The sequence below is a fragment of the Pseudomonas gingeri genome, from assembly GCF_013385425.1.
Lineage (GTDB): Bacteria > Pseudomonadota > Gammaproteobacteria > Pseudomonadales > Pseudomonadaceae > Aquipseudomonas > Aquipseudomonas gingeri_D.
In genome coordinates, this window is sequence record NZ_JACAQA010000015.1 from 22,350 (window position 1) to 35,033 (window position 12,684).

The 12,684-nt window shown below is 63.3% G+C and carries 11 protein-coding genes; 1 reads left to right on the forward strand and 10 read right to left on the reverse strand.

The features are described from left to right. Positions 1–55 precede the first annotated feature (55 nt). From HX830_RS18455 to HX830_RS18500, 10 genes are all read right to left on the reverse strand, one after another. Positions 56–1,183 carry an NAD(P)-dependent alcohol dehydrogenase gene (locus HX830_RS18455; RefSeq protein WP_152741451.1) on the reverse strand — a complete coding sequence of 376 codons (1,128 nt, stop codon included), beginning with the start codon at positions 1,181–1,183 and terminating at the stop codon, positions 56–58. Positions 1,184–1,201: 18 nt separating this feature from the next. Next, positions 1,202–2,671, reverse strand: a complete 1,470-nt coding sequence (locus HX830_RS18460; RefSeq protein WP_152741450.1) for an aldehyde dehydrogenase family protein — start codon at positions 2,669–2,671, stop codon at positions 1,202–1,204. A gap of 47 nt (positions 2,672–2,718) precedes the next feature. Then, on the reverse strand, positions 2,719–3,714 hold the full coding sequence (locus HX830_RS18465; RefSeq protein ID WP_152741449.1) for an amidohydrolase family protein: 996 nt from the start codon (positions 3,712–3,714) through the stop codon (positions 2,719–2,721). 14 nt (positions 3,715–3,728) lie between these two features. Then, positions 3,729–4,658, reverse strand: a complete 930-nt coding sequence (locus tag HX830_RS18470) for an MBL fold metallo-hydrolase (RefSeq protein ID WP_152741448.1) — start codon at positions 4,656–4,658, stop codon at positions 3,729–3,731. Positions 4,659–4,706: 48 nt separating this feature from the next. Then, positions 4,707–5,555 carry a VOC family protein gene (locus HX830_RS18475; RefSeq protein ID WP_152741447.1) on the reverse strand — a complete coding sequence of 283 codons (849 nt, stop codon included), beginning with the start codon at positions 5,553–5,555 and terminating at the stop codon, positions 4,707–4,709. Between the two features lie 10 nt (positions 5,556–5,565). Beyond that, positions 5,566–7,227, reverse strand: a complete 1,662-nt coding sequence (locus HX830_RS18480) for a bifunctional 3-(3-hydroxy-phenyl)propionate/3-hydroxycinnamic acid hydroxylase (RefSeq protein WP_177101750.1) — start codon at positions 7,225–7,227, stop codon at positions 5,566–5,568. An 18-nt stretch (positions 7,228–7,245) separates the two neighbouring features. Continuing rightward, on the reverse strand, positions 7,246–8,085 hold the full coding sequence (locus HX830_RS18485; protein WP_152741445.1) for an IclR family transcriptional regulator: 840 nt from the start codon (positions 8,083–8,085) through the stop codon (positions 7,246–7,248). Positions 8,086–8,088: 3 nt separating this feature from the next. Continuing rightward, a complete protein-coding gene (locus HX830_RS18490) occupies positions 8,089–8,940 on the reverse strand; it encodes a fumarylacetoacetate hydrolase family protein (protein WP_152741444.1) in 852 nt (283 codons plus the stop codon). Between the two features lie 19 nt (positions 8,941–8,959). Beyond that, positions 8,960–10,315: an MFS transporter gene (locus tag HX830_RS18495; protein ID WP_177101752.1), complete on the reverse strand. Its 1,356-nt coding sequence runs from the start codon at positions 10,313–10,315 to the stop codon at positions 8,960–8,962. 165 nt (positions 10,316–10,480) lie between these two features. After that, complete coding sequence (locus HX830_RS18500; protein ID WP_177101754.1) at positions 10,481–11,680, reverse strand: MFS transporter; 1,200 nt, start codon at positions 11,678–11,680, stop codon at positions 10,481–10,483. Positions 11,681–11,798: 118 nt separating this feature from the next. Between HX830_RS18500 and HX830_RS18505 the strand changes: the two genes are divergently transcribed. After that, the gene (locus tag HX830_RS18505) at positions 11,799–12,683 is read left to right on the forward strand and encodes a LysR family transcriptional regulator (protein WP_177101756.1); all 885 of its coding nucleotides are present in this window, start codon (positions 11,799–11,801) and stop codon (positions 12,681–12,683) included. The last annotated feature ends 1 nt before the right edge of the window (position 12,684 follow it).

Sequence of the window (12,684 nt, forward strand, 5' to 3'; positions counted from 1 at the left end):
GCCCGCATCAGGCGTCTGCCGGGAGCCGGCGGGCAGGGTGTTGTCTGCGCGGGGTTCAACCCATACGCAAAATCGGTTTGACGGTCAGGCCACTCTGGGCGTCGGCAACGGCCTGGTTGATGTCATCGAAGTCGTAGAAGCGCACCAGCTTGTCGAAGGGGAATCGACCCTGGCGGTACAACTCGAGCAGGCGCGGAATGAACACCGAGGGAATGCTTTCGCCCTCGATGACCCCGCGAATGGTCCGGCCCTGGGTCATCACCTCGTTGACGTCGAAACTGGCTTCGGTGCCGGCCGGTGGCGCGCCGACAATGGCACAGGTGCCGCGCGCCCGTAGTGCATCGATGGCCTGGCGCAATACCGCGGGGCGCCCGCTGGTTTCCAGGGTGCAATGGGCACCGCCGGCGGTGATGCGGCGAACCTCTTCCACGGGGTCGACCTCCAGGCTATTGACCACATGGGTGGCCCCCAGCGATCGGGCCAGTTCCAGCCGGCCGGGGGTGATATCCACGGCAATCAGCGTGGTCGCCCCGGCAATGCGAGCCGCCATCAACGCGCTCAAGCCAACGGCACCGGCACCGAAGACCGCAAAGGAGGTACCGGCCTTCGGTTGCAGCACATTGAGCACCGCGCCGGCACCGGTTTGCACGCCACACCCCAAGGGCCCCAGCAACTCCAGCGGCAGGCTCTTGTCGACCTTGACCAGGTTGCGGCGGTTGGCAATCGAGTAGGTGGCAAACGATGACTGCCCAAAGAAGTGGTCGTGGATTGCATGCCCGTGGCTATCCCGGGTCGAGCCGCTGCCGTCGAGTCGGCTGCCACCGAAGTTCAACGCGAAGGTATGGGTGCAATAGGTCGCCTCGCCGGTACTGCAAGGTTCGCAGTGGCCGCAGGAGAGGTAGCTCATCACCACGTGGTCGCCGACGCTGAAGTCCTTCACATCGGCTCCGAGCGCCTCGATCACCCCCGAGCCTTCGTGACCGAGGACCATTGGCAGGGGGCAGGGAAAATACTGGTCACGCACGATCAGGTCGGTATGGCACACCCCGCAGGCGACCACCCGCACCAGCACCTCATCGGCGCGGGGGGCTTGCAGTTGAATCTCTTCCATCAGGAAGCGACCGCCTTTTTCCCGGATCACCGCCGCTTTGGCACGGTGCGGGTTTGACTGTGGTTGTTGCATGAGCAGGCACTCCTCGGCTCAGAACGGATAGGGACGTGGTGCGTGTTGCACGCTGATCCAGTGGTCGGTGGTGAAGGCGTCGATGATCCAGTCACCGTTGAAGCGTCCCAGCCCGCTGTTTTTCACCCCGCCGAACATGCTGTTGGGGCTGTCGTTGGCCGGGATGTCATTGATATGCGCCATCCCGGCCTGAAGCTGCTGGGCAAAGCGCAGGCCGCGGCCTTCGTCGCGAGTAAAGACCGCGCTGCTCAAGCCATATTCGGTGTCGTTGGCCATGCTCAAGGCATGGGCTTCGCTGTCGGCGCGGATGAGCTGCGCAATCGGGCTGAACAGCTCGGCCTGGGCCAGTGCCGAGTGATTGTCGACCGGGCCGAACACATGGGGCGGCAACACCAGCCCCTGCGGCTCGCCGCCCAGCAGTTGCGGCAGGCCATCGGCCCGGGCCCGGGCGATGTGCCCCAGGGCGCCGTCCAGTTGACGTCGATTGATCAGTGGGCCGATCACCGTGTCGGTGGCGTCCGGATCGCCAAACTTCAAGCGTGCGACCCGTTCGACGAACAGCGCGACAAAATCGCCGTAGAGCGAGTGATCGACGATGATCCGGTTGGTGCTCATGCAGATCTGGCCCTGGTGCAGGAAACGCCCGACAACCGCGGCATGCACCGCATGCTCCAGGTCGGCATCGTCGAGGACCACCAGCGGCGCGTTGCCGCCCAGTTCCAGTGCGACATGCTTGAGGGTACTGGCGGCGGCGATCTGCGCATTGATATGGCGCCCGACGTTGTTCGAGCCGGTAAAGGAGATGAAGCGCAATGTCGGGTGCTGGACGAAGGCATCGCCGATCTCGCTGTTCTGGCCGACCACCACGTTCAACAGCCCGGCCGGCAGCCCGGCTTCTTCATAGATGCGCGCCAACAGCAGACCACCGGTGATCGGGGTTTCCTGCGACGGCTTCACCACCACGGCGTTGCCGAGGGCCAGCGCCGGGGCGATCGAGCGGTGCGACAGGTGCATGGGCCAGTTCCAGGGACTGATGACCCCGATCACCCCGAGCGGCTTGCGGTAGACGCGGCTTTCCTTGTCGGCGATATCGATCGGCAGGATCCGTCCCAGCACGCGGTTGGGGAAGGTCGCGGCTTCGAGCATGCCGTCGTGTACGGCGGCCCACTCCATGTTGGCCTTGGTGCGCGTACTGCCGCTTTCGCGGATCAGCCAGCTGACTATTTCCTCGCGGCGTGCCTGCATGATCTGCACGGCCCGGTGGAACACGGCGCTACGCTCGGCTGGCAGTGCCCGCGCCCAGTCCAGTTGCGCGGCTTGAGCCACCTGGCAGGCGTGCTCGAGGTCCGCGAGGTCGGCCAGTTGCAGTTCGGCGAGCACTTCGCCGTTGTACGGGTTGCTGTCCAGCAACCGGTGGGCGCTGCCGCCGGGGAGTTGCCGGCCGTCGATGAATTGACCGGCAAAGCCGTTGTAATGACTGCTACTCATGATCTTCGCTCTCTTGAGGGGTGAGCGCGGGGCGCTCATTGGCGTTCTCAGCGGCGTTGCAAGCGCGGGAACAGGCGCAGCGCATTGCCCCGGGCAATGGCTTCGTGCTCGTCGGCGCTCAAGCCTTCGAGGGCGCGGAAGTGGTTTACGTTGGCCTGGACGTTGGCGGCCGGCTGGAACGGAAAGTCCGTGCCGAACAGGATCTGCGACAGCGGTGCCAGCGTGCGCAGGCCATCGAAGGTCGGCTGGTTGGCCGACATCGCCACGTCGTAGTACAGCCGTTGCAGTTCCTCGATCACTTCGGTTCCCGGCTTGGGCGTCGGCTTCATCGCCGGCATGCCGGAGAGCAGCGCGATGCGCCGGGCAATCGACGGTAATACGCCACCGGCGTGGGGCAGGATCAGGTTCAGCTCCGGGCAGCGTTTGAAAGTGTTGGAAAACACCAGGTCGATCACCGTGCGGGCGGTGTCCACCGGGAACTCGAACAACGGCGCCGGACGGCCCAGGCCGACCGCATCGAAGCATTGCGGCGAGGTCGGGTGCAGGAACACCGTGGCCTGGCGGCGGTTCAGCTCATCGAAAATCGGCGCCAGGTCCTCGCTGCCCAGGTACTTGCCGTCGGCGTTGGTTTCGATCACCACCCCGTCGAATTTCAAGGTGTCGAAGGCGTAGGCGATTTCTGCCAGGGACTCCGCGACGTGGGGCAGCGGCAAGGTGGCGAAGCCGCCGAAACGGCCGGGGTGTTGCCCGATCACGGCGGCGGTGTCTTCGTTGATCGCACGGGCCAGGGCCACGCGCTCGTGCTTTTCCTTGAGAAAGCCGACGCTGGGCGAAGACACCGACAGGATCATGGTGTCGATATTGCCGGCGTCCATCACCGCGAGTGCTTTTTCCGGCGACCATTCCGGCACCGGATAACCGCCGTCCAGGGTCAGCAGGCCGGCGTCGGTCAGCGCGGCCTTGTAGGTGGGCGACAGGCAATGGGCATGAACATCGATCAGGCCGCAGTGGCAGCGGGCTGTCGAATCGGTTGGCAGGGACATGGGGACTCCTCGACTCAGTACAGTTGCAATTCGATCGGCAACCAGCGGTAGCCGCCATCGCGGGCGACCAGATGGCCATGCCCGGGAAACGGGAAGTGATAGGACAGGACGGCGTAGCGCTTGCGCGCGACTTCTTCGAGGACCCGCACGCGGGTGTGGGCGGCGGCCGCATTGTCGAAGTCGAACAGGAAACCCCACTCCGGACGCTGCAACAGCAGCACCTGGTGGTGACACAGGTCGCCCCAGAGCACCAGCGTCCGGTCCTGGCTTTCGATCATGTACAGGGTGTGGCCCGGGCTGTGGCCGGGGGTGCTGACCGCGGTGATACCGGGCAGCAGTTCGAAACCATCACCGATCAGGATGATGCGTTCTTGTTCGACATAGGGGGTGAGGTTCTTGTGCGCGCCGAGGAAATGGTCGCGCATGTGCGGGTTCATCGCTTCGCCCTTGGGCGTCGAGAGGATGCTCAGGTCGGTCCAGTAGTCCAGCTCCCGTGGGTCGATGGCTATCCGCGCATTGGGGTAGAGCAATTGATCGTCATCGTCCACCAGGCCCCAGCAATGATCGGGGTGGGCATGGGTGAGGGCGACGATATCGATGTCCGCTGGATCAATGCCCGCCGCACGGAGGTTGATCAGGGCCTGGCCGGTTTGCGCCCCGAAGGTCTTGACGCCGAATTCGGCGTTGACCCCGGCACCGGTATCGAACAGCACCAGTTGGCTGCCGGTGTTGACGATCAGGATGTTCTGGTTCAGCGACATCCGGTCCTTGGGCAGGAAGTTGTCTTCCAGCAGTTGGTCGATCTCCTTCGGATCTGCCCCGATAAAGGTCGGATGCGGCGCGCCCATATGCAGGGGGCCGTCGGTAATGACCGTGCACTCGAATTCGCCATGCATGAAACGAGTCCAGCCACCTTGCAGTTGCTGAGTGAATGAAGCGCTCATAGATCACCTGTCGGTTGTTTTTGTCGTATTGATCGAGAGTGTTGCGCCTCAGCTCCTGATCCAGGCTTTGCCCCAGGAGTTGAGCGAGTATTCGCAGTGCGGCCAGACCCCGGCCTGGCGTTGCGGACCGGTGATCTCCAGTTCGCAGGAAATCTCCAGGCGGTTGCGGTCCGCATCCACCACCATGAAGAACAGGTTGTTGCCGGGGCCGTGGCGGCCGGGGCCGAAGAAGATGCTGATGTGTTCGGCGGCGAAGCGATCACCCCAGTCGCGAATGTCGTTCCATTCGTTGGTTTCGTAGCAGTGGTGATCCAGTTCGTTTCTTGAACCACGGAAGAACGCCAGGGAATGGTGTTCGTTGTCCGAGCGCATAAAGCGGGTCATCAGCGCGCCGTTGGCCTCATCGACTACATCGTCGGACACGGTGAAGCCGACCTTGTTGATGTAAAAGTCCAATACCGCTTCCAGCTCGGTGGTCTGGAACACCACATGCTGCAGGCGGCCCGGCATGCCGGGGTGACTGGCATCGGGGATATCGCGGCCGACGCCGAACAGTAATTGCCGGCCCTGGGGATCACGAATGCTGAAGGCATTGTCTTCCAGCAGGGGCGAGCGGGCGTTTTCGATCTGGCAGTCGCGGGCCTGCAGGTTCACCCGCAGCTGGCTGAGGCTGGCCTGGTCGGCGACGCCATAGGCGGCGGCGAGAAAACCGTTGCTGTCGGCCGGGCTGATCAGCACGGCGCGTTGCGGCCCGGTCAGCACCCAGGTGCCATCGGCCTGCCGATAGCCCTGTAGATCAAGCATGCGTTGATAAAAGTCGACCTGGCGCTGCGGCTCCTTGCTGGAGAGGTGCAGGTACAACAGGTGCGCAGGGGTCTGGGTCTGCAAGGTATGCATGACGGTCTCCTTAGCGTGAATTTCGCAGTAACGGTTCGTCGAGCGGGAGCGGATCGCTTGCGGCACTGGCCGGGGGCGGCCGAACGCCCAGCAGGGCGGTGAAACCCTCGGCGATGGCCTGCTCCTCGGCGAGTGGGAAGATCGCCGCGACATAGCGGTCGGGTCGCAACAGCAGCAGTTGGCCGCAGGGTTCACCGAGCAGCGTGGCCAGGGCACCGTCGCTGTCGACCCATACGTCCGTGCGCGCCGGATCGATCGGGCTGCCCTTGGGCAGGATCAGGATGCGCCGGGCTTCCAGGCGATCCCACAAGGGCTGTTGCAACGCGCCCAATCGGCTGTCGGCCAGGCTGGCGTATTGCAGCAGGGCAAAGCCGGTGCCGAGGACTTTATCCAGCAACACGCCGTTGCCCGCCGCATCCTCGACCTTGGGTTGCGGGAACATCTGCCCGCAACTCAACTGCCCGCTGCTACCGCTGCCGATCACCAGGCCCTGGGTGAAGCGCGGCTTGGGCTTGAAACGCATCTGCAGGAAGTAGTCGCGCAGCGGCGGCAGCAGGCCGATGACGCGGAACGCGCCACTGATCAGGTTGGCCCGCCAGACACTGGACGGCGCCATGACCACCCCGAGGCCCAGGGCCAGTTTGATCAGGGCCCAGGCGTGATCGCGGCGCTCGGTTTCATAGCTGTCCAGCGCATCGCTGCCGAGCTGTCCCTTGAACACCCCGGCCAACTTCCAGCCCAGGTTGTGGGCATCGCGAACACCGCTGTTCATGCCTTGCCCGGCATAGGGCGGGGTCAGGTGCGCGGCATCGCCGGCGAGGAAGATCCGGCCTTCGCGCCAACGTTCGGCCACCCGGGCGTGGAAGGTGTAAACGGTCTTGCGCACAATCGAGGTCGGCTTGTCGCCGCGAAACGGTTTGAGCAGCGCCTTGAGCTGTTCTTCGCCGAGCATCTGCTCGTCGCTTTCATCGGCCTTGAGCATGAACTCGAAGCGCCGGGTACGATGGGGCCCGGGCACATCCACTGTCGGACGTCGGGCGTCGCAGTACATCCGGCATTGCCAGAACGGATCGTCATCCTGCTCGGTGTCCACCACCAGCCAGCGTGACTGGAAACTTGAACCCACCAGGTCGATACCCAGCTGTTTGCGCACCGGGCTGCGGCCGCCGTCACAGGCCACCAGGTAGCGGGCGTGGACAGTGAGGATTTCGCCGGCGGCGTTACGCACGCTGGCGGTCACCCCGTGGGCGTCCTGCTCGACATTCAGCAACTCATGGGCGAAGCCGACCCGCAGGTTTTCGAAGCGGCGCATGCCTTCATGCAAGGTCGCTTCGAACAGCGGTTGGCGGAATGCGTTGCGCTTGGGAAAGCCATACAGGGTCGAGGTCGGTTCGACCTTGCCGAAGCAGCGGCCGCCCGGGCGGGTGTAGTAGTGCACGCCATAGCCGGGCACCACATCCTTGAGCACGGCTTGATCCATGCCCACGGCTTGCATGGTGCGCAGGGATTCATCATCGATCGAGACCGCCCGCGGTTCGCCAACCGTGCTCTGCTTGCGATCGATGATGAACGTGTCCACGCCGGCCTGACCCAGATAATTGGCCAAGGTCAGGCCCGTGGGACCGGCGCCGCTGATCAGCACGCCGGTCTTGATGATGTTGGAAGTGGTCATGTTCGATACCGAGGTTGTTCAGTCCAGCGGCCGGGGACGCCCGGAAAACGCCTGCATGAGTTGCGAAAGCCGCTGTGCCAATTGCACGACTTGCTGCCCGTACTCGTCATCGCGCTCGGCATCGCATTCGCTGTCCGGACGCACGCAACTGATGCTGCCGATGACCTTGCCGTCGCTGTCGAAGATCGGTGCCGCGACCCCGCAGATGCCGCTGTCGACTTCGGCTCGCGAGACGACATAGCCTTTCTTGCGCAGGCGCTGCATCGCGCGGCGAAACTCTTCCCAGTTCTGCCCCAGGCAGCTGAGCCGGATTTCTTCGTGTTTTTCCAGGTACAGGCGGTTGTGCTGGCGTGAACCCAGGTTGGCGAGAATGGCCTTGGACGTCGCGCCGAGGAACAGCGGACGTGGTGTGCCACGGGTATAGCTGACCTCACTGGCGATGGTACCGCTCTGGTGTACGCAGACCACCTGGTCCTTGAACAAGCGGCAGGTCAGCCAGACCTGTGAGGGGCCCCACTGTGGGAATTCGCTCGCCAGTTGGTTGGCCGCGCGTACCAGCGGGTCGCTGACCCGCAGTTGCCGGTCCCAGGTAATGATCCGGGCGCCGAGCGCATAACGGCCGGCTTCGACCTGGAACAATAGATCCACTTCGGCCAGTTCACGCACATAGCGGTAGATCGTCGAGCGGGTGAAGCCCATGGCATGACCCAGGTCGTCGACGGTCCATACCGGCTGGCGTTCGGTAAACAGGTCGAGGACCTTGAGCATGCGCTCCAGGCTCGAGCCCTTGGCGTCGGCAGCGCTGTCCGCGGCATTGGACACCGCCTGGGAGGTAGCGGGTTTGTTTGCGTCAGTCATGATTCAGATCTCGTCCGCGATGGTGTTGCGCAGAGTGCCCAGGCCGGAGATTTCCACTTCGACCACGTCGCCCGGCTTCATCCACACGGGCGGTTCACGGAACGCACCGACGCCACCGGTGGTACCGCTGACAATCACATCGCCGGGCGCCAGTTCGGTGAAGGTGCTGCAGTACTCGATCAGTTTGCGCACGTCGAAAATCATGTCGCTGGTGGAGGTGTGCTGCATGACTTCGCCGTTGAGCCGGGTGGTCAGTTCCAGCGCCTGCGGATCGGGGATTTCATCGGCGGTCACCAGCCAGGGGCCGAAGCCACCGGTCTGCGGAAAGTTCTTGCCGGGCACGAACTGGATCGTATGCTTTTGCCAGTCGCGCACGCTGCCATCGTTGTAGCAGGCATAGCCGGCCACGTGGTCGAGGGCATTCTCGGCTTTGACATGGCGCGCTTTCTTGCCGATGACGATGGCCAGCTCACCTTCGAAGTCCAGCTTGTGCGAGGCCTTGGGGCGCAGGATGGCTTGCAGGTGGGCGGCCTGGCTATCGGCGAAGCGGGTGAAGATCATCGGGTAGGTCGGCATGTCTCGGCCGGTTTCGCGGACATGGGTAGCGTAGTTGATGCCGATGCACAGGACCTTGCCGGGGTTGGGGATCACGGGCAGGAAGGTGACTTCGCCGAGTGCCAGGCGTGGCAGCGCGGCGAGGTGCTCCGGGGTCAGGCTGCTGAACAGGCCATGGGTGATCGCGGCTTTCAGGTCATAGCCCAGTTCGGCTTTCAACGGTTGCAGGTCGAGCAACTGATCGCCGTCGACGATGCCGTAGCTCGGGATGCCCTGGTTGAGGAAGCTGGCAATTTTCATTGTGTGTCTCCTGGAAGGATCAATAAGTCGGGGTAGGATGGGAAGCGTGGTCGCGGCGCTGGCTGAAATGAATCGCCAGCAGCGCACCCAGGGCAATCAGGCTGGGAATCAGGGCCGCCATGAACACGTGCTGGACCTGCCAGCCAAGGCCGACCATCAGGCCGCCGAGCAAGGGCCCGAGGATCGAGCCAATCCGACCGATGCCCAGCGCCCAGCCAATGCCAGTGGAGCGGATTTCCTGGGGATAGAGTTCGGCGGCCAGGGCGTTCAGCCCGGCTTGGGCGCCTTGAATCAGCAGGCCCATCAATAACAACAGGGTCAGGAAGCTTGTCGCCGCGAGCGGCAGCATCACCAGCAGCAGAACCAGCAACTGATAGGCCAGGAACTGTGCGATCAACACCCGATGGGCGCCCAGGACATCCATCAACCGGCCCTGTACCAGCGAGCCGACGACGCCACCCAGGCTGAACAATACGATCGCCTCGACGCCGGTATGGGCGGGTAGCCGGGCGCTGCTCAACACCGTCGGCACCCAGCTCATGATCGAGTACAGGATCAGCAGGTTCATGGCATAGGGCAGCCACAGCAGCAGCGTGCGGCGCCACATGCCGTGCTCGAACAGGCGGCGCGGGGAAATGCGTGGGAGGTTCGCCAGGGGGCGGTTGAACAGCGAGTCCGGCAGGGTTTTCAGGTTCGGCATCAGCCGTGAAACGATCCTCAGCACCTGCTCGCGGTTGGCCGCTGTTCGCGAGAGAAATTCGATGGACTCCGGCAGGCTGCGCCACAACAGGTCGGCAAAGATCAACGGCAGTACCGCACCGCAGATGAACACCGCGCGCCAACCCAGGGCCGGCAACACTTGCTCTGCAACCAGGCCCGCCACCATGGCCCCCAATGGCATGCCGCAAAATACCAGGGTGACCGCGCTGCGGGCATGGCGTCTGGGGGTGTACTCGCAGACCAGGGCAATCAGGTTGGGAACCGCGCCGCCCAGCCCCAGGCCGGTGAGAAAGCGGGCCAGCAGCAGTTGTTCGTAGTTGTGGCTCAAGGCGGTGCAGAGTGAAAACAGGCTGAAGGTGGCGACGCAGCCGAGCAGGACTTTCTTGCGACCGATGCGATCGGCCAGGGGCGCCAGGCTCAACGCGCCGATCATCAGCCCGAGCAGGGTACTGGCGAACACCGGGCCGAAGCTGGCCGCCGGCAAACCCAGGGATTCAGCCATCGGGCCGACCAGGAAACCCATGACTTGGGTGTCGAAGCCGTCGATAGCGGCCAGGATCACGCACAGGCCGATCAACTCGAACTGTAGACGCCCCATGGGGCGTTGGTCGATCACGTCGCTCAGGACGTTTTCTGTTGCAGGCACGGTTTGCATGGCATGGACTCTTTTTTTTGTTTTTGCGGCCCGTGTTTCGGCAGATGGGCCATGGAGTCCAATTTATGCTCATTCAAAAATTCTGTAAATAGGGATTTATAAAATATTCCACATTATGAGATTTTGGTTATTTTGTTGTTCGACGTACCGATGCAGACAAAGACCTCAGTCCCCCAGCGCCAAGCCCGCCCTGGCCACCTTCGGTTGTAGTGACAGCCGGGCTTCCTGCGACAAGATCAAGAGCAGGCCGAACACCGGGACAATGGCTGCGGCGAACGGGATCGCGGAGGCACCGAGGTGGCTGTCGATCACTGCGCCACCGATGAGTCCACCCAGGGCGTTGGCGATGTTGAAGGCTGAGATGTTTGCGGTCGCCGCCAGTTCAGGAGCCTTGGCGCCGTACTTCATGACGCGCATTTGCATGGAGGGCAGATTGGCAAACGTGGTCACGCCATAAAAGAAGGCCGCTCCCAGGAACAGCCATTTGTAGGGGGCGAGGAAGCCGACCAGGATCAGCGCGGCGATCATGGCCAGCGGCCAGACACTCAGCGAGCGACGCAGGTTGGCATCCGCGGTACGGCCACCGATGCTGTTGCCGGCCACCAGGCCTGCGCCCACCACAACCAATACCCAGGTGATCGCACTGCGGTCGAACCCGGCAACCTGTTCGGCAACCGGAGCGATATACCCGTACAGCGTCATGAAACCGACCCAGCCGAGGGTGGTGAAGGCCAGGCTGGCCAGGAGATTGCGGTCACGGAACACCGAAAGCTGGGCCAGCATCGAAGCCGGTTTGTTTTCGGGGCTGCGGGCAATGGTGACGGCGATCATCAGCAGGGCGACGACCCCCATCACCGCCACGACGAGAAAGGTGCTATGCCAGTCGAAGGTATTGCCGATCCAGGCGCCGGCCGGGACGCCCAGTACATTGGCGAGTGTCAGGCCACCAAACATCTGGCCGACCGCCCGTCCGGCCATGTTATCGGCCACCATGCGTGTCGCCACCACCGCGCCGATGCCGTAGAACGGACCCTGGGTGAGACCGGCGACCACGCGGCTGATCAGCAGTGTGGTGTAGTCGCTGCTGAAGGCGGCAATCAGGTTGCCGGCGACGAACAGTCCCATCAGGGCAATCAGTACGTTGCGTTTTTCGAAGCGCGCCAGCCACAACGTCAGAAGGGGGCCGCCGATCACGATGGCGAGGGCATAGGCGGTAATCAGGTTACCGGCTTGGCCGGTGCTGATCTTCAGGCTGTCGGCGACCTGGGGCAGGATGCCGGCGATCAGAAATTCGGCGGTGCCGATGGCAAAGGCGGAAAGGGTCAGGATCCAGATCTGGATCGGCATTCTTGAGGTCAGTGTCATGGGAGTTCTCCTTGCGCAAAAATCAGTGGATCAGTCGGTTGATGTGGCGAAGATAGACATTGCGGATTCATTTGATAATTGCTTAGGATTCGAAATTATATTTCGGAGATTCCGAATAATGACCCTGGATAACCTGGCGCTGTTCCTGATGATCGTCGAGAAGGGCGGCCTGTCCGCCGCCGGGCGGGAGTTGGGGTTGTCCCCGGCGTCGATGTCCGAGCGCCTGGCGCTGCTGGAGGGCTATTACGGCGCGAGCCTGCTGACTCGCACCACCCGTTCGATCAGCCTGACCGACGAGGGCCGCTTGCTGGCCGAGGGTGCCCGTCGTCTGCTGGCGGAAGCCGATGAGCTGGAAAGCAGTATCCGGCTGGGGACGCAGAAGATCTCGGGGCTGATCCGTCTCAGTGCCCCGGTCGATCTCGGGCAAGCGCGGATAGTGCCGATTCTTGACCGTTTCCTGGCCGAGCATCCCGCCGTGACCGTCGATCTCAATCTCACCGATGGCTTTGTCGACCTGGTCAGCCAGGGGATCGACTTCGCCATCCGCTACGGGATCCTCGCCGACAGTACGTTACGCTCCAAGCCGATTGGCGAGAACCGCCGGGTTGTCTGTGCCGCGCCTTGTTACCTTGAACGCCATGGCATCCCCGGGCATCCGGACGATCTCTCGCGGCACGATTGCCTGGTCATGCGTTTTGGCAGCAACATCGATCGGGTCTGGACGTTCCGGGTGGTGGACGAGGCCTACCGTGTTGTGGTCCGGGGGCGCCGGGTGGCGAACAACGGTGGGCAGATCAGGCAGTGGTGCCTGGACGGGCACGGCATCTGCAACAAGTCCATCTGGGATGTCCAGGCCGATATCGCCGCCGGGCGACTGGTGGAGGTGCTCCCCGACTATTCGCCCGGGAAAACGGCGCTGCAGATCGTGTATCCGCCGGTTAACGTCTTGCCGCGCCGTGTCCGGGCATTGATTGACAGCATCAGCTCGGAGCTGGCGTCGTAAA